The organism is Wolbachia endosymbiont of Rhagoletis indifferens, from assembly GCF_048537595.1.
GTDB lineage: Bacteria > Pseudomonadota > Alphaproteobacteria > Rickettsiales > Anaplasmataceae > Wolbachia.
Genome location: NZ_CP175923.1, coordinates 334,825 through 351,990 on the forward strand (window position 1 = coordinate 334,825; position 17,166 = coordinate 351,990).

The following is a 17,166-nucleotide window of genomic DNA, read 5'->3' on the forward strand; positions in this document are numbered from 1 at the left end:
TATTCAATCATATTTTTGAAGATAGCTATAGCTATACCGCCGCGGCGCTAACTAGTAGCGGAATGACGGGTTACCAAATTGTAGAAGTTGCTTTAGCTATAAATTCAAGTTTTATCAATGTCTTGTGTTGTTACCCAAATAATGGTTGTGCAAGCGCTTGAATTTTTGATCAAAAAAGAACAAGTTTGGTAAAAAATAATGATATTATTAGTGGAACATAAAACAGTCCCACTGCAGTACTGATTAGAAGCAATAGAGTAGCTTTATCTGGTTGATAATTCAAAATATTAGCAAGTATTATACTGGACCCAGAAACTGGAATAATAGCCAGCAACATCAGTGCTTTATATATGCTCTCATCGTATATACCTATAACATGCTTGTCTAAAAGGACAATTCCTAGAACAAACAGTGGCCAGAATACGTACTTTGCTGTAATAGTGATCAAAGCAAGCTTCCAATCTACTTTAAAGCTTGCAATATTTGCAATGCTCACTCCAAGTAGCACCATTCCTAGTGTAACAAATGTACTTCTAATGTTCATCATAACATCTGTTAAAAAAGTAGGTATTTGTATATCGTATATACTTAAAAAGAAGCCCAGAATCATCGCATAAAGCGAAGGAAGTTTGAACAACTTTAATATGCATTCTTTTGCGGTATAAATACCATTTGCGGCTATGTAAAATCCTAAGCTATTTTCAAACAATGCCATCCCTATATAACAAACAACATATACAGATACTGAATCTTCATCAAATAAAGCCATGGCAATCGGCAGGCCAAAATAACCCATACTTGTGCTGCCCGAGCTAAATGCTAATATGTTTCTTGTGTTATCCTTAAATAAAAAAGAAGAAAGATAATACACTGATAAGGACATAGTGCTACCTATAAACCATATCAAAATCGGCAGAGAAATTACTTTTAAATTAACTTCTGTATGAGAGACTCCATATAAAATCACTATTGGATTAGCTATATAAAAGAGTATTTGAGATAGAGTGTTTCTATCAATTTTAAGACATTTTCCTGCTAAATAACCAATAAACATCGTAATATAAATAGGTAATATTTTTAGAAAAAGAGTAAAGAACATACTAGCCTATTGTGATACTTTTGACTGATAAAGTGATATTAGATCTTAAGGTATTGTAAAAGTAAACAAAATTTATTTTCCAATTTATCCAGCTCATAGTTAATTAAAAAAGATTCACTTAGTGCCAAAATTTGTTTTTATATAGGACTTAAGAATGATATTTTTATGATAAAATTATGTTAAGTTTCTGTAAAGCTTCTTGCATATTTTTAAATAATGATGAAAAATTAAACTGCTTGTGGTAATTTAGACGGACTGTTGAAAAAGTAAGAAAATGTTCTTCTTTTAACGCTTTAAATGTGATATTTTTATTCATTAATTAAAAATTTCAAATGTTACTACCATTTCTGTTAATCCTGTCTCTAATTGCCAAGTTCATTGAAATTGATATTTCCGTGCCTAGCTTTCCGGATATAGTGCGCTATTTTAACGTATCGGAAGGAACAATTCAATTAACTATTGCTTATAATTTTTTAGGCTTTTGCATAGGAGGGTTGTTTTTCGGTCCATTGTCTGAATGCTATGGCAGAAGGAGAATTATGATCATAGGTAACACTTTGTTATTAATCGGTGCTGTTGGTTGCGTTTTTGCACCTTCGGTTTTTTGGCTTTTTATCTCTCGCTTTGTTCAGGGCATTGGTGTTAGCACATCTGTAGTTGTGTTTGCAATTGTTGCAGACAGTTATCAGGGTGACAAAGCAATAAAATTTATTGGAATCATGAATTCTGTTCTAACAGTTGTCATGGCAATTGCACCTATTTTAGGAAGCTTTATTAACGAAGCTGTAGGGTGGCGTGGTAATTATGCAACTGTTGCAGTAATTTGTTTGATCTCTTGGATTTTACTACTTTTAGCGTTACCAGAAACAAAAAAGGACCGCGATATTTTCAGTTTGAAAAAAACGGTGAAAGATTACGGAAAATTATTATCGAGTTCAAAATTCGTTGCATTGTCTTTAATACCAAGTCTCTTTACTTCTGCATATATGTCATTCATTACTTGTGGGCCATTTCTATACATGGAAACTTTTGGATTACCAAGCAAAGTTTATGCACTACATCAAGGTTTGATTGTAGGTTCCTTTTCTCTAACCAGCTTATTTTCCGGTAAAATCCTACAAAAATTTGGAGCAAGATGGTGTGTAATTTCTGGTACGAGCGTAGGTGCTATTGGGTCTCTATTGCTTGTAATATTCAGTGTAATCATGCCCCATTCTTCCTACTTAGTAACACTGTCTATGATTATTTTTTCTATCGGTTGTGCAATGTGCCAGCCAGTGGTTTTGAACGCATCAATAAATGTTTTCCCTGAAATTAAAGGTACGGCTTCTTCTGCACTCTCGGTCATTAGAGCTTTTATCATGGCTATTTTTATCGGCTTAACAAGCTACGTTTACAATGGTCAAGCGATCAGTGCAGCTATTCTTGTTCTATCTGCAGTAGTGCTAGAACTTGTTTTTACTGCATATTTATTACTAACTACACCCTTAAGATCTGGTATGATTAATAATTTTGTAAAAGACAAGAATTAACTGACAGAAGAATTAAAACTAATATCATGCTCTTGTTTAATGCTACTAATATTTTTCTGAAAAGCAATATGTTTACTATCCAAAAACGTTTGCATAGGCATAGCAATATTTGCCTGAGTGAGGCCTTGTCTCATTGTAAGAACGCAACCAGTGATCAACATCAATCTGTCAAAGAATTGTAGTTTTTTTTCTAAAGATAATATTGTAACACTCATCTTGCATAGTTCTGTGAAACCTTTCACATATGTCACTAGTTTGTAGAGAGTTGGCTTTGGTTCTAGAATGATCAACGTTTTCTATTCCCAAATATAGCTGATAAGCATGATTTTCGGGCTTGCCACAATACTCCGTACCCCTATCAGTTAGAATGCGTAATAATGGAATTTTCTGCTCATCCAAAAATGGAATAACTCTACCGTTGAGAAGATCTGCAAGCTGTAATAGCTGTTCTACCCGTGTAAAGTTTAACCATTGCAACTCTGGAATAAGTATCAACAAAAGTCTGCTGATCTATACCTTTGATATTGCCCACATAATAGGTATCCTGAGAGCTTGTCCGGAAACTGGTAAACTCAAGCATATTCCCTCCTTAACATAACCCTACTCATAGCCAGGTATATGAAATTTTCAGTGGATGTTGTAAGTAAATCGTATTCCTTTGATAGCCTTCTATTCCTCAAGCAAAAGTCCTTTCTACAACCCATCTTCTTGACTGTACTTTAAACCCCTGTTCCCTCATTGGTAGTAGTTCAGGTGGTGTGTCTTTGTGTACCCAAAACCTACATGGAGGCCTTTTAACAATTTCAATGTCTATTCCGTACTCTTTTTCTATGTACTCCTTTAAATTTCTTCCTTGATACCCCATATCAGACCACATTTTCTTAACGTTAGTATATTTTTTCCTCATATTATCCAATGCTACCATCTCTGTCATTTTCACTAGCAGCACCCACATAACAGCCTAATATAAAACCCTGAGATTATGTGCCTTTTTCTACCTTTTACTTTTTTACTCCCATCATAACCTTTGATCCCCCTTTTTCTGTCGTTTTTACAGATTACTATGCAAGCACTTGGCTCCTCGTTTCTTCCCATTTTTGACCTACTATATTTAGTGATATCGTAGTTCATTTTTTCGAAAATTCCTTGCTTTTTCCACCTCCTAAATTGTTCATATACTTTCTTCCATGGCGTGCGGTAAATAGCGCCATTGACATCCTGTACGTAGTACATAAAAAATTGCCGATAATACTTCTCTTTTGCTATGTTTTAGCGGCCTTCCTCCTTTCTTGTATAATACTCTAAAGTGTTTCTCTATTAGCCGACCACTCTCTTTCACTAAGATCTGTAGGATACTTTTTTCTCATTTCTAACCCCATTTTTAAAACTCATATACTATACTTTTTTTCGTTTGCGGATAAGCTCTAACCAACTCAGTATCCAATCTGGATCCAAGTAGTCAGCTACTCGGATGACACCTTTTTGGATGGAAACCAGTGTCAGCTACTTGGATGACAGGAGAATGATGTCATTCCAGTGCTTGGCACTTGAATCCAGCTTCTATGCAACCTCATCAAAAACATTCATTTAGTATAAGATCAGCTAGGGTCATACCGCCGCGGCGCTAACAAGCAGCAGAATGACGGGTTTGCTGTTTACAAAATTGTCGATAAACATAAATTTCTCTAACTGCGGTTAAAATCTTAATTTTTATTAATATTGTATTAATAAAAACTTAATAATAATCCTTAATAATATATGAACTAACATGTTCGCAATTTCGTATGACAGAGGAAACAAAAGATGGATATGCTTCCTTATATGTTGCAATTCAGGAAGGTAATATTGAAGCTGCAGAACTACTAATAAAGTGTGGCACAAACGTCAATGATCATTATGAACGCAATCGTACGCCACTGCATATTGCCATCGGACGCAAACAATTAGAAATAGCAAAATTGCTAATAAAAAATGGAGCAAACGTTAATGCAAAAACTCAAAATCACGGTAAAGATGATCTAACACCAATGCACTTTGCAGTGTTTGCAGATACGCCAGAATTTATAGAATTACTAGCTAGCCATGATGCGCTGATTAATGAAAGAGAAAGCACCGAAGGGTATACTCCTCTTCACTTTGCTGCTTTGTATGGTAATAAAAATATAATACAAGCCTTAATTGATAAGGGGCAAAATATCGAAGATGTGGACAATAATGGGCGAACAGCTCTGTTTTTAGCTGCTAGGCAGTGCACTGAAGCAGAAGATGATAGCAGAATAGAAATTATCAAGTATTTGATAGACAAGCTCAAAGCAGATGTAACAAAGAAAGACAATAATAACAATGCAGTACTCTTTCCTGCCGCTAATAATTGCCCTGGAAAAGTGGTAGAATTCATCATTGAGCAATATATAAAAATCTTTGAGTTAGAGAATTTTATCAACCACAAAAATAATGATGGAATGGATGCTTTGGATATTGCGCTGAATAGTGGAAACGAGAAAGCTATTGAAGTATTAAGATCATATGGAGCAGATATCGAGAATAAGGTAGATGGTAGCACTCAAAAAATTACTGCAGAAAAACCAAGTAGTACCCTAGACAGAGCAGAAAGTGCAGAGGTAGCATCTCCAATTAAGCAAAGAGTATAAAGCTTTTTATAAAGCGATCAGTAAATCACAGAGAGCTATAGTAGTTCACAAATTTTTTATTGATATAATTTTAATATTCTAATATACTAGATCGAGTGCTTTAGAGGAAATATAATATGTTAGCAGGTGCAGATAATAATCAACAGCAAAATAGAGCAAACACTATAATAGAGAGAGTACGAAACGCTTATAACAATACTGGTAGAATCAAAAAATTCATTAACATACTTTTACTGATAAGCACAATTCCTCCACTTTTTCTTCTTATACAGTTCTTTTTGTATTCATGGTTAGTAGATTATTTTTTAAAACCAAAAGAAAATGAAACAAGATTATTGGCCTGGCCAAAAAATATCATTAGGGGAATATTAAAGGTTGTTTTAACCATATGCATTATTATTTCCTGTATACTTTTAGTGCTGCCTATGTTGTTCTTAAGTTTGCTAAACCAAGCACTCATTAGAGAAATACAGCAGATTTTTAATTTTATACAAGAAGTTCCAGAAGAAGAAAGGCAGTTTCTCATGCACGATTTAGTTAATGTTCTTCCTTTTGTTGCACAAACTACTCACGATCCAAGTGCAGTTTCTAGTATAAATTTAAGTGTTGATAGACTCATAGAAAAATATAAGGAGAACCTAAGTAAGGAGGAGTTTTATACACAGCTAAGTAGAGGAAATACAACTGATGTTGAAGAGTACATTAAACAGTCAAATGAATTTACAGAAGACGAAAAATCTCATGCACTTAAATGCTTGGAGTTTATTAATAAAACAACAGAAGATAGTTTTGAAGATAGTTATAGCAAATTGACACTAAAACAAACAGCTGTTTTGTGTTGGAAAGCTTGCAACGATAGAAACACAGGAACGATAGACCAAAAAATTCCTTTAAGTGATGAGGACATAAAAAACAGAAAGGATATGTTTATTAAAGGTCTTATAGATGCAGCAACAACTTATGGTAATCACGGTCAAAGTTGTGCTGGTGGAACATATAATAAAATGGTTGAGTCTTTATCTGGCTTGCATCCATCGGTAGTTATTACACTAAATAAACAGGAAGTTGGTGGAATGATAAAAGAAACGATTACTCAAAAATTTCCTGAAATGGCCAGGGAAAACCTCAGTAATTTTTCTGAAGAAGAACAAGAAAAAGTCCGAAATGAATTACCAAAGGTCTCACCTGAAACAGTAATGTATATCATAGCTACACGCTTAGCTCTTGAGAAAAAGTGTCAGGGGTTTAGCAGTGGACTAGGTAATGATAAAAAGGAGGAAATACTAGAAGAATGTATGAGTAATTTATCCTATGTTGAACTGAAGAATCAAAACGAAGTGGTAAGGTAAATTATATTTCATTAAAGTCATTTATCTTGAAACATAAGCAGGGTTTTGTATAATTATTTCAATTTAGATCTATTTATTGAAATAATGCATGAAAATGACAGGTCATTGTACAAGAGGTACCTAATTCGCCGACAAGAATGCTAGATAAAGAAACTTACATTTCAATTATTTCATAATTTCTGTATAATCTTAAAAACTCAATTAGTGCGTTATGAAGATAATAATAGGTAATGCTAGTAAGGAATTAGGGGAATCAGTAGTTAACCAGCTAGATGTTCAACCATCCTCTGCTTGGATATCAAAGTTTACCGATGGCGAGGTAAATGTAGAAGTAGCAAATGATCTATATAATCAAGAAGTATATATAGTACAATCTCTTTCTCCCCCTGTGAATGATAACCTTATGGAGCTTCTGCTTATAATTGATGCAGTAAATAGATTAGGAGCCAAAAGAATAGTAGTAATTATTCCTTATTATGGATATAGCAGGCAAGATAGAGTTATCAAGAACAATAATATGCAATCTGCTTTAAGTGCCAAATTAGTTGCAAATCTTATTCAAACTGCAGGTGCAAGTAGTGTTGCAGTTATTGATTTGCACTCAAGTCAAATTGAAGGATTCTTTGATGTACCGATAACTAATTTGAACTGCTTTGAAGCATTTGTTGACTGTATATACACGGAAAATTTGGCAATTGTTGCACCTGATGTTGGAGCAATTGGCAGAGCACGTGCTTTTGCAAAGACTTTAGAGGAAAAGTGCAAGATAGGGTTAAGTGATAAGATTATTGTAGTAGATAAACATAGGGAGAAAGCAGGCACATCTCAAGTAATGAACATAATAGGAGAAGTTGCGAATAAAAATTGTGTCATTGTTGATGATATAGTTGACTCTGGTGGAACATTGTGTAATGCAGCTCTTGCTTTAAAAGGCCGCGGAGCAAAGTCCGTAATTTCATGCATCACACATGGCGTGCTTTCAGGAAGTGCAGTTGAGAGAATTTCCTCCTCTTCTCTAGATAAATTAGTGATTACGGATACCATACTTCACAAACTTGAAAAAACTGGTAAAATAGAAGTTGTTTCGGTCGTAAATATTTTAACTCACTTCATCCAAGGAGGTAAAGATGCCAACTAGATCAACAGAAGATGTTATTACTTCACTAATAGAATTTGCAAATAAGAGAAAAATAACAATTACCAAAGAAGAAATGCTTAAAATTGCACAGCTTGTAAGGATTAAGTTATCAAATGATGAGATTGATCACTACTCCAAAGAACTGACAATGCTGGATTGGATACATGATACTTTATTGCAAGTTAATACTGAAGGTGTTTCTCCTATGCATTATGGCAGTATAGACAAGGACATTCATGTACGCGATGATGTTATAAATTCTCAAAACATTAAAGAAGAGATATTGTCCAATACAAAACCTGAGCATGGGTATTTCGTAGTGCCAAAGGTTATAAACGATTAAGGTATAGCTAACCCAAGAAAGGTTTCCCTACGTCATACCGCCGCGGCGCATAAGTGTTGAAAGTGCTATAAGTGGCATTATATAAGGTGGTTAACGGCATAAATTTCAATGGTAATAAAATAAATTAAAAAAGCGCCTTTTTGCCTGTGGTTAGAAGGTTTAAGCGAATTTTCGACGTGGTTTATCTGCTTTCCCAACAACGAAGGTTGATATCAAGAGGAGATTTACATACCATTAATCACCTTGTGTGATTGCACTTTCAACACTTATGCGCCGCGGCGCTAACGAGTAGCGGAATGACGAATTTGTTGTTTTTCAAATTGTAGGTAAACCTAAGCCACTTTAGCTATAAAAAGTAGATCATAGCTAACGTTTAAGCCACACATTAAAGCTTTTAAAGAGGTCTTGGTTTACTTGCTCCATTATTTTCTTTATTATCAGATATTGCTTAAAATAATATGGAGGGGTAAGTTGTCAGCAATTGCCATTATTGATTTTGGTTCACGTACGATATCGGTAGCTAACATTAGCTACCTGAGGGTCAGAGTCGCCTTTCTTAAAGGTATTTTAAGTATACTAGATGTATTATTGATACGTGATAATAAAACTGGGGGGTTTTATGGAAACATCTGAATTAACTTTACTCGACTTGCAGAACTTTTTTGAAAAATTAAAAGGGCATGTACGTAGTGAAGTAGAAAAATATGTAGATGAAGAGGCAAAAGAAATTAAGGACAAAGCAGCAACTTATATAACAAACAAAGTATTAAATAATATGGTGGGTAATAAACCGATAGGTGAGCTCCAAATAGATAAACCCAAAACAGATAAGCCTAAAAAAGTTATGGTAGCTGAGAATCAATATAATGGAGCGCAAAATAAAGAGGTCATCAAAGCTCTATTTATAGGGAAAATACTTGTATGGAATCGCCCAGAGAGTGGCCAAAAATACGAAATTAAAGTTGAGGGAGTGGAAAAGTTTGTAGACAACAAAACTGGAAAAGTGATTGAGGCTAAGTCTCTATCCAGAGTGTGTATAAAATTGGTTGGTGGTGGAAGTTATAGTGGTTGGGAAGAATTGAAATTATGTCTTGACCATGAAGAAGGGCTGCAACCCCTGAAGTGCCACCGTAAAAAGTTCTTCTTAGATAAAAATAGATCATAGCCAACCCACGCCGTCCGTCAAAGTTTTAAACAGGTCTTAGTTTACTTGCTCCATTATTTTCTTTATTATCAGATATTGCTTAAAATAATATGGAGGAGCAAATTGTCAGCAATTGCCATTATTGATTTTGGTTCACAGTTTACACAGCTTATCGCAAGACAAGTAAGAGGAATGGGCGTTTATTGTGAAATATTTCCAAGCAACATCGGTTTTGAAACAATATCAAAATTCAATGGGTTTATTCTCTCTGGAGGACCGCAATCTGTAAATGATGATTGTTCTGAAATAAGTGGAGTAGTACATGAAATTATAAAACTTAATGAGGCAACAAACGTTCCTATACTTGGAATATGCTATGGACAGCAACTCATTTGTCATTATTTTGGAGCAAAAGTAAAAGAGAGTTTCAAACAGGAGTTTGGCAGAACTAAAATCAAGATACTAAAAGAATCCCCTATTATAAAGGATACCTGGGATGTTAATTCTGAAGTGGATGTATTAATGAATCATGCAGACAGTGTTGATACTATACCACAGGGATTTACTGTTATCGCATCAGGTGTGATAAATCAAACAATTGCAATGATTGTCAACGAACAGCGGAAGATTTACTGTACTCAATTCCATCCTGAAGTGAGGCCCACAACAAATGGCAGTAAATTGCTCTCTAACTTCTTGGATATTGCAAATTGCGAAAGAGACTGGACAATGAAGTCGTTTATTGAGGAGCAGAAGGAAAAAATCAAAAATGTAGTAGGAGAGAAAAAAGTAATCGCTGCAGTAAGTGGCGGGGTTGATTCAAGTGTTGCAGCGGCTCTCACACATAAAGCTATAGGAAAACAATTGAACTGTATTTTTATCGATACTGGGTTGTTACGCAAGAACCAGACCATTACTATGTTGAAAGAGATTCCGATAAACTATGTTGATAAATCAAATTTATTTTTGAGTAGGTTGAAGGGAATAACTGATCCAGAAGAAAAGCGAAAAATTATCGGTAACACTTTTATTGAAGTGTTTGAAGAAGAAGCAAAAAAAATAGGTGATGTGGATTTTTTGATGCAAGGTACCATCTACTCTGATGTAGTTGAGTCAGGGCATGCCTCAGACAACACTAGTACAATTAAGTCTCACCATAATGTTGGTGGGTTGCCAGAAAAGATGAACCTGAAGCTAGTGGAGCCTTTACGTTACCTCTTTAAAGATGAGGTAAGGCTACTTGGAAAGGAAATTGGGCTTTCAGATGAGATAATATTTCAACATCCATTTCCTGGACCCGGACTTGCAGTGAGGATTATAAGTGAAGTCGATGAAGAAAAGGTGCGAATATTGCAAGAAGTAGATGAAATATATATTAATACGATGAAAAATTACGATCTATACGATAAGATATGGCAAGCTTTTGCTGTATTATTACCAATAAAAACTGTAGGCGTCATGGGAGATGGTCGTACGTACGGATATGTTTGTGCTTTGAGGGCTGTAACATCATCTGATGGTATGACAGCTGATGCATTTCCATTTGAAGATAAGGATCAGCATTCGCTAGTGTTTTGGGATTTTTTACGCAATGTCGGCAGTATAATTGTTAATAATGTTCCCGGAGTAAATAGAGTTGTGTACGATATAACTTCCAAGCCACCTGCAACTATTGAGTGGGAGTAATCATGAGCCAGCGTCACGCGCATAACTGTACACACATTGCAATTTGCAGGAGGGTGTCATGAAAGTAGCTGACACTGGTTCCTTTATGACGGTGTCATCCCAGTGCCCAGACACTGGGATGACACCTTTGTGTTTGCATAGCTGTACGAACATTGTGATTTGAGAGCAATTTCCACAAGGGAGGATGTCATTCCAGTGCTTGACACTGGAATCCAGCTTCTATGCAACCTCATCAAAAACATTCATTTAGTGTAAGATCAGCTACTTTCCATGCTAGTTTGCTTGTGAACAAGCAAACTATTTCTGGATCCCAGTGGGCTTTGTTGCATAGCACCTTAAGCAGTGATGGTTTACGACAAATTTATGTAATGATTTCAAATTTAGCCATACCAATATCAGTGAATTTGTTGAGCAAATAGCACTTAATTAGTAATTCTTTTTCACGATTTACTTCAGATTTATTCCTAAAGCTAAATCCAAATACTTGCTTCAACCTTGAGAAAAATCCTTCTATGTAAGATCTCTTTCCATAAATTGCTTCCTTTTTCCACTCTTTTACACCATCTTGTCCATATAATTTTATTAACCTAATAGCAGCATTTCTGTCAGACATATAATCTATTTTTGAATGTTCTGCTGCATCCTTTTTTGGTAGAACTTTTGTCTTTATATCGTATTTCTTACACAATTTATAAAGTTTGTGCCTATCGTATGCCCTATCTGCATATAATGCTTTTATTTTGTGCTGAAAATTAACTTCTTCAAGCAAATCGCAAGCTCCATAGTGGTCAGAGTAGACGCCATTACTGTATCTTGCAGCTATAGCTTTTTTACTATTCACACTTAACATAACATGTAACTTTCTTACTTGCTCGTAGCTTCGGTACTTTCTATCTGCACTGTTTTCCTTACTGTGGCCAGGAGTGTTACTGTAAATGCTGATACTTGTGCTATCTATGATAATTTCAATATTTTCCATGTTGCTTTTATCAACCCTGCAATCATTTATCTTAATATTAAGTTTTTTAAACCTTCTTGATGCTTGTGAATAGCTGATAACTGCCAAATTTTTTCCTATTTGTTGCAGATATCCTTTTATAAACCCCACCGTTTGTCTTAAACCAATTCTAAAAAGATTGACAATTATATGCACCAAAATTACGACTTTATCACTGTAAATATAGTTGCCGCCCTGCATTTTTGGACTATTTTCATACCAATTTTCGATAGCTTCATCGATGTAACGAAAAATATTTCCCCTTTTTTCAAGGAATTTGTTATATTCGTTTTGGTTACTGACTTTCATTTTCTGTGGCATATTTTTTCTTCAACAGTTAAATGGTTATTTATAATGAATTTTGTCAGTAGCCACCAGATTTTTTCGGTTGCTATGCAACAAAGCCATCCCAGTGTCACGCACTGGGATGACATCGTAGGGGCACTAGGATGACACTCTGACAACCGTCATTCCGCTACTAGTTAGCGGAATCTATGCCGAGATACCGCGAATGAATCGCGGTATGACGGTTCGTGGCAACATGACGATAACCTCGTCATCCCGCTACTTGTTAGCGGGATCTAGAGATACCGTGACGGTGTAGTAATTCGTCATTCCCCTACGTGCTAGCGGATGAGATACCGCGAATGAATCGCGGTATGACGGTTAATTTTCTTTATTTTGCTTATAACTTCCACAAGCAGTGCAAACATAAATGAAGAATACAAATATTCTTTTGGTAATTCTACATGAAATCCATGAAGTATGAGGTACACACCGACAAGTAAAATAAATAAGATAGCAATTACTTTTAAGCCTGGGTTAGATTTGATTAACTGGGCGGTATAACTTGATAAAAACAGCATTGCTAGCATGGAAAATGTAAACGCTGTGGCAATTATTACCATGTTATAAGTTAATGCTATAGCAGTTAATATCGAATCAACTGAAAAAACTAAATCTATTAATATAATTTGTAGCACAACTAAAAAAAATTTTGATTTAACGTTTGCTTTCTTTTTATTTTTCTTACATACAAAGATGTCATCCCATAACTCCATAGAGCTTTTAACAATAAGGAATAATCCCCCTGCGATCATAAGTAAATCCCTTGCTGAAATATTTAGCGATGCAGTGTGAAATATGGGTTTTTGCATTGACAATATAGATGATGTAAAAAATAGTATTACAAAACGCATTAATAGTGCTAATCCAAGGCCCATAAGGCGCACTCTTTCTCTCAGCGCATTTGGTACCTTATCTATTGCTAGAGAAATAAAGATTAAATTGTCTACACTAAGTATAGTTTCAAGTAGTGTAAGTGTCAGTAAAGTCCAAGCATCAGCTAGCATTTTTGTCCCAAATTCAGCTCTTCTTACTCTACAATAGATGTGTAAAAATTAAGTAACTTCACTACGAAATTTTATAGCAGCTCTCTAGAAAAACAGGATAACTGAAGCAAACGTAATATAAAGTTCAGAGGCTTCTTCTATTTTCGTTTTTGAGCAAAATCAATAATAAGAGAGTTTCTTATTTTCATTTTTGACTTTATTTGAAAATAATATATACTATAAAAATAGTGTGCTAGGTTGAATGAATGTATATTAAAGGATCACCATCAGGCAAAGTATTCGCTGGTTATCAGGCATTTATACCTAACCCCTTGCCACCAAAATTTGAATGGGACAATGATTTAGTTAATAGTCTTTCCAGAGCAGATCATATTTTGGGTATGTTATCCAGGGAAGAAGCTAAATTGCCTAACCCTCATCTTCTCATACGACCCTTTATAGCACGTGAAGCAGTTCTTTCAAGTAGAATCGAGGGAACTCAAGCAACTCTTGGTGAAATTTTGGCTCAAGAAGCAGGTGCTAATGTAGATCGCAATCCCGATGATTTACAAGAAGTACGCAATTATATATCAGCGCTCGATTATGGACTAAAATGTTTACAATCTTTTCCACTGTCGCTTCAGTTGGTTAAAGAAATTCACGGAAAACTTATGCAAGGTGTAAGAGGTTCTCACGCAACTCCAGGAGAATTTCGCCGAGTGCAAAATTGGATTGGAAGCCCAGGATGTACAATAGACACAGCAAAATATGTGCCACCAATGCCAGGTGAACTGATGGGTTGCTTGGACTCTTTTGAAAAGTTTCTACATGATAGAACATTACCCCCACTTATACATATAGCTCTATGTCATTATCAATTTGAAGCGATTCACCCATTCTTGGACGGTAATGGACGTATTGGACGTTTATTAATAACGTTACTTCTGACCGAAAGAAAATTATTACCATCACCTCTGTTATACTTAAGTGCATTTTTTGAAGCTACAAGAAGTGAGTATTATGACCAACTTTACAATATAAGCAACAGAGGCACGTGGCATGATTGGTTCTCTTATTTCTTAAATGGTGTAGTACTGCAATCATTGGATGCATTGTCAAGAGCAGAACGAATTAACATTTTGATTGCAAATTGGCAAACTGAAGTTAGTTCTAAAACTGAGGGAGTTGCGAGTGGTATTGTAAGGTATCTCGCTGTAAACCCTTACTTTACTATAAGGAAAGTGGTTGAAAACTTAGGTGTCGTATTTACAACAGCCCAAAGAGCAATCGTAAAGCTTGAAGATTTAGGCATCGTTTCACAAACTTCTCAAGGAAAGAGAGATCGGGTTTATTGTGCAACTGATATTTTGAATATTCTAGAAGAACCAACTAAGATTACAGAGAACTTCGATAGCACATTGTAGCTATTGTGATGAATAAATTCAGCAAACAGCAAGCTTAAAGAGTCTGATCCAATGGACATGCTGAACAAAAAGTAAGGAGCTCCTTTTGGAGGATTATATTAACTTATTAATTAATTGCTTGACTTTTAGCAGGATTTATTATATTATTTATTAATGAGTAATGCAATCAAACCAAGGAGGATAGCATGACTGGTGACGATAACAGAAAAGCTTTACAATCGATAATTACTAGCGAAAATAACAGTATAAGTAGAATTGAGAAGTTAAGAGATTTTCTTGGAAAAGAAAAAGAAATAACTATTAATAAAGACACATTTGCATGTGCTTTACGCTGCCCACAAACTACAAAGGAAGCGATAGTACACGAAATTCTGCTTCATTTTATACAAAATCCTGGCGAGCAATCACTAGAACAAGTAATACAATACTTAGATGGAGCAATAAAACCTAGGATATATGCAAAAAACAACCCAATAAGAAATCTAGATGAAGAATTTCGTACTCATATAAACTTTAAAGATGAAAAGGGAAGTACATTACTACATCATGCAGTTATAGGTAATAAAACTGAAGAAATAACCACCCTTCTTGTTACATATAGTGCAAATCCTTTGATACAAAACGCGGATAATAAAATTCCTTTAGATTTAGCTCAAGGAAAAACAAAAGAAGTGCTTATTAAAAGTATGAAAAAACAAGCTAATACGAAAAAAGAAAGCGCTATGATAGGCAGTTTGGTGCCTGGCATAATGATTGGTGGTTTTCTTGGTGTTGTACTTGGAGCTGGTGTATGTGTTGCAGTAAGTCTTTCTGGTGGTATGATACTAGGTGTAATGATAGCACCTGTTCTTGTTGCTAGTATAGCTGTTGGGCTGGCCATGTATTTTTTGAGTCAAGACTATGAACAGGCTAAAGCGATAGAAAAAACTATTAGCACTGTTAGCACTGAAATATCTGTTGATGATGCAACTGCCGCAAATGATAAAGAAGGGCCACAACCTACATATAGCTGACCCAAGTATACCGCGATTCATTCTACAACTGTACGAACATTGTCTAGCAGGAGGGTGTCATCCCAGCGCCCCATAAGTGTTGAAAGTAACACAAAAAAGACATAAAGAACTATTATTGCAAGAAAATGGAGGCAATAATGGATCAAATAGAAAGAGTACTAAATTTAATAAAAGATGAGGATTTAGAAAGGCTAGGAAAATTAAGTGAAGTAGACAAATGTAATACTAAATTGTTGGGCAAGATTATATTTAAAGGTCTAATGAAGTTAATATTAATGGGGCAAAAAACAAGCCTAAGAGCGCTAGAAATGGTAATAAACAGGTGTATAATGGATAAGAATAGCGATAAAAGTACAGTAACATACAGTGGTTTGTCAAAAAGGTTAAAAGTTATAAATCCAGAATATTTTAAGGGAGTATATATTGATTTGATGAGCAAGATTAAAAAGCTATTACCCCAAAAAACATCAAATAACTTACATAAGTTTGATTCGACGATCATAAATTTATCGGGATATCTCATAAAAGATGGGCTAAAAATAGGCGGTAAAAGTAACGACAGTCAAGTTAAAGTGAGTGTAGGATTAAAGGATCAATTGCCGACAAGTATAAGATTTTGTAAAGGACAAGAAGAAAGTAGTGAAGATATAGCATTAGTGAGAGCAATTAATGAAGCTAAAGTTGAAAAAGAGGATATTTTATTATTTGATAGAGGAATCAGAAAAGTTGGAACTTTTGCCGAATTTGATGAAAAGGAGTACAAATTTATCACAAGAGTTAAAGTAGGAAGAAAACATGATGTTATAAGCAGGAACAAAGTTATAAGAGAACAAAAATCGGATGGATCAGAGATTTTAGAAGATATAATAGTTAATCTTTATCGTGCACGAGGTAAAGTGGCAGAAAAGCATGATCTACGGCTAATAAAAATCAGAAATAAAATTGGAGATGAAATATGGTTTTTGACAAACTTGTTTGAAATGCCAGCTTATGAAGTAACAGAGCTATATAGGCGCAGATGGGATATAGAAGTGTTCTTTAAATTTATAAAGCAAAATCTTGGATATAAGCACTTTTTAAGCCATACTATGAATGGCATGAAGGTGTATATTTACATGATCGGCTTTGTTATTTCTTGTTTATAAAATCAAAAATAATCTACATGGGTTCAAAATAGCATTACTGCAATTCACATTGGATCTAAATGACTCTTTTATACGTTCGATTGTTTTACTGTCGGGAGGTAATTTACATGCCGTTGATCATCTCATATCACGTTATTTTTGATACTTTCAACACTTATGCCCAGCGCCCCTATGATGTCATCCCAGTGCTTGACACTGGGATGGCTTTGTTGCATCGCTAGCTATGATGGATTAAAGATAAAAAAGATGGAGAATATCAGTAGCTTATTATTCTGGTATTTATAACAAGAACGGTCAGTGAATACCTAAATTTG

General features: G+C 34.9%; 15 protein-coding genes and 2 pseudogenes. 11 read left to right on the forward strand and 6 right to left on the reverse strand.

Features of this window, described 5'->3' with window-relative positions:
• Positions 1-169: 169 nt before the first annotated feature.
• Positions 170-1,099, reverse strand: coding sequence for an AEC family transporter (locus ACJZL1_RS01640; protein ID WP_341818454.1), 930 nt, complete (start codon positions 1,097-1,099; stop codon positions 170-172).
• Between the two features lie 332 nt (positions 1,100-1,431).
• Between ACJZL1_RS01640 and ACJZL1_RS01645 the strand changes: the two genes are divergently transcribed.
• A complete protein-coding gene (locus tag ACJZL1_RS01645; RefSeq protein WP_419247366.1) occupies positions 1,432-2,631 on the forward strand; it encodes a multidrug effflux MFS transporter in 1,200 nt (399 codons plus the stop codon).
• Here ACJZL1_RS01645 and ACJZL1_RS01650 read toward each other — a convergent pair.
• Both ACJZL1_RS01650 and ACJZL1_RS01655 read right to left on the reverse strand, forming a co-directional pair.
• Positions 2,628-3,181, reverse strand: a pseudogene (locus ACJZL1_RS01650) (integrase core domain-containing protein); the annotation flags it as partial. The gene ACJZL1_RS01645 and the pseudogene ACJZL1_RS01650 sit on opposite strands and share 4 nt — an antisense overlap.
• Before the next feature lie 22 nt (positions 3,182-3,203).
• Positions 3,204-3,998 (reverse strand): annotated as a pseudogene (locus ACJZL1_RS01655) (IS5 family transposase).
• 417 nt (positions 3,999-4,415) lie between these two features.
• Between ACJZL1_RS01655 and ACJZL1_RS01660 the strand changes: the two are divergent.
• The 6 genes from ACJZL1_RS01660 to guaA all read left to right on the forward strand — a co-directional run bounded on the left by ACJZL1_RS01660 (position 4,416) and on the right by guaA (position 10,942).
• The gene (locus ACJZL1_RS01660) at positions 4,416-5,282 is read left to right on the forward strand and encodes an ankyrin repeat domain-containing protein (RefSeq protein ID WP_265025589.1); all 867 of its coding nucleotides are present in this window, start codon (positions 4,416-4,418) and stop codon (positions 5,280-5,282) included.
• Positions 5,283-5,398: 116 nt separating this feature from the next.
• Positions 5,399-6,631, forward strand: a complete 1,233-nt coding sequence (locus ACJZL1_RS01665) for a hypothetical protein (protein WP_419247367.1) — start codon at positions 5,399-5,401, stop codon at positions 6,629-6,631.
• A 211-nt stretch (positions 6,632-6,842) separates the two neighbouring features.
• Positions 6,843-7,769, forward strand: a complete 927-nt coding sequence (locus ACJZL1_RS01670; protein ID WP_265025592.1) for a ribose-phosphate diphosphokinase — start codon at positions 6,843-6,845, stop codon at positions 7,767-7,769.
• On the forward strand, positions 7,759-8,112 hold the full coding sequence (gatC, locus tag ACJZL1_RS01675; RefSeq protein WP_265025593.1) for an Asp-tRNA(Asn)/Glu-tRNA(Gln) amidotransferase subunit GatC: 354 nt from the start codon (positions 7,759-7,761) through the stop codon (positions 8,110-8,112). The genes ACJZL1_RS01670 and gatC overlap by 11 nt, the downstream gene beginning before the upstream one ends.
• Positions 8,113-8,731: 619 nt before the next feature.
• Positions 8,732-9,277, forward strand: coding sequence for a hypothetical protein (locus tag ACJZL1_RS01680; protein ID WP_419247368.1), 546 nt, complete (start codon positions 8,732-8,734; stop codon positions 9,275-9,277).
• A gap of 102 nt (positions 9,278-9,379) precedes the next feature.
• Positions 9,380-10,942: a glutamine-hydrolyzing GMP synthase gene (guaA, locus tag ACJZL1_RS01685; RefSeq protein ID WP_265025595.1), complete on the forward strand. Its 1,563-nt coding sequence runs from the start codon at positions 9,380-9,382 to the stop codon at positions 10,940-10,942.
• 361 nt (positions 10,943-11,303) lie between these two features.
• Here the strand turns inward: guaA and ACJZL1_RS01690 are convergent, their stop codons facing one another.
• From ACJZL1_RS01690 to ACJZL1_RS01700, 3 genes are all read right to left on the reverse strand, one after another.
• On the reverse strand, positions 11,304-12,260 hold the full coding sequence (locus tag ACJZL1_RS01690) for an IS5 family transposase (RefSeq protein WP_264735368.1): 957 nt from the start codon (positions 12,258-12,260) through the stop codon (positions 11,304-11,306).
• Positions 12,245-12,403: a hypothetical protein gene (locus ACJZL1_RS01695; RefSeq protein ID WP_419247369.1), complete on the reverse strand. Its 159-nt coding sequence runs from the start codon at positions 12,401-12,403 to the stop codon at positions 12,245-12,247. Before ACJZL1_RS01695 ends, ACJZL1_RS01690 begins: the two co-directional genes overlap by 16 nt.
• 162 nt (positions 12,404-12,565) lie before the next feature.
• Positions 12,566-13,291 (reverse strand): TerC family protein, encoded by a 726-nt coding sequence (locus ACJZL1_RS01700; protein WP_419247370.1) that lies wholly within the window; start codon positions 13,289-13,291, stop codon positions 12,566-12,568.
• Positions 13,292-13,536: 245 nt separating this feature from the next.
• Here ACJZL1_RS01700 and ACJZL1_RS01705 point away from each other — a divergent pair, with 245 nt between their 5' ends.
• The 4 genes from ACJZL1_RS01705 (at position 13,537) to ACJZL1_RS01720 (ending at position 17,137) form a co-directional block, all read left to right on the forward strand.
• Positions 13,537-14,694: a Fic family protein gene (locus tag ACJZL1_RS01705; protein ID WP_419247371.1), complete on the forward strand. Its 1,158-nt coding sequence runs from the start codon at positions 13,537-13,539 to the stop codon at positions 14,692-14,694.
• 185 nt (positions 14,695-14,879) lie between these two features.
• A complete protein-coding gene (locus tag ACJZL1_RS01710) occupies positions 14,880-15,707 on the forward strand; it encodes an ankyrin repeat domain-containing protein (protein WP_419247372.1) in 828 nt (275 codons plus the stop codon).
• Positions 15,708-15,832: 125 nt separating this feature from the next.
• Positions 15,833-16,852, forward strand: coding sequence for an IS4 family transposase (locus ACJZL1_RS01715; RefSeq protein WP_265026211.1), 1,020 nt, complete (start codon positions 15,833-15,835; stop codon positions 16,850-16,852).
• Positions 16,853-17,008: 156 nt separating this feature from the next.
• Positions 17,009-17,137, forward strand: a complete 129-nt coding sequence (locus ACJZL1_RS01720) for a hypothetical protein (RefSeq protein WP_419247373.1) — start codon at positions 17,009-17,011, stop codon at positions 17,135-17,137.
• Positions 17,138-17,166 lie beyond the last annotated feature (29 nt).

Bases quoted from the DNA above. Each gene is read 5' to 3' on its own strand.
- ACJZL1_RS01640 (WP_341818454.1), bottom strand. From the start codon at position 1,099: ATGTTCTTTACTCTTTTTCTAAAAATATTACCTATTTATATTACGATG.
- ACJZL1_RS01645 (WP_419247366.1), top strand. From the start codon at position 1,432: ATGTTACTACCATTTCTGTTAATCCTGTCTCTAATTGCCAAGTTCATT.
- ACJZL1_RS01660 (WP_265025589.1), top strand. From the start codon at position 4,416: ATGACAGAGGAAACAAAAGATGGATATGCTTCCTTATATGTTGCAATT.
- ACJZL1_RS01665 (WP_419247367.1), top strand. From the start codon at position 5,399: ATGTTAGCAGGTGCAGATAATAATCAACAGCAAAATAGAGCAAACACT.
- ACJZL1_RS01670 (WP_265025592.1), top strand. From the start codon at position 6,843: ATGAAGATAATAATAGGTAATGCTAGTAAGGAATTAGGGGAATCAGTA.
- gatC (WP_265025593.1), top strand. From the start codon at position 7,759: ATGCCAACTAGATCAACAGAAGATGTTATTACTTCACTAATAGAATTT.
- ACJZL1_RS01680 (WP_419247368.1), top strand. From the start codon at position 8,732: ATGGAAACATCTGAATTAACTTTACTCGACTTGCAGAACTTTTTTGAA.
- ACJZL1_RS01690 (WP_264735368.1), bottom strand. From the start codon at position 12,260: ATGCCACAGAAAATGAAAGTCAGTAACCAAAACGAATATAACAAATTC.
- ACJZL1_RS01700 (WP_419247370.1), bottom strand. From the start codon at position 13,291: ATGCTAGCTGATGCTTGGACTTTACTGACACTTACACTACTTGAAACT.
- ACJZL1_RS01705 (WP_419247371.1), top strand. From the start codon at position 13,537: ATGTATATTAAAGGATCACCATCAGGCAAAGTATTCGCTGGTTATCAG.
- ACJZL1_RS01710 (WP_419247372.1), top strand. From the start codon at position 14,880: ATGACTGGTGACGATAACAGAAAAGCTTTACAATCGATAATTACTAGC.
- ACJZL1_RS01715 (WP_265026211.1), top strand. From the start codon at position 15,833: ATGGAGGCAATAATGGATCAAATAGAAAGAGTACTAAATTTAATAAAA.
- ACJZL1_RS01720 (WP_419247373.1), top strand. From the start codon at position 17,009: ATGCCCAGCGCCCCTATGATGTCATCCCAGTGCTTGACACTGGGATGG.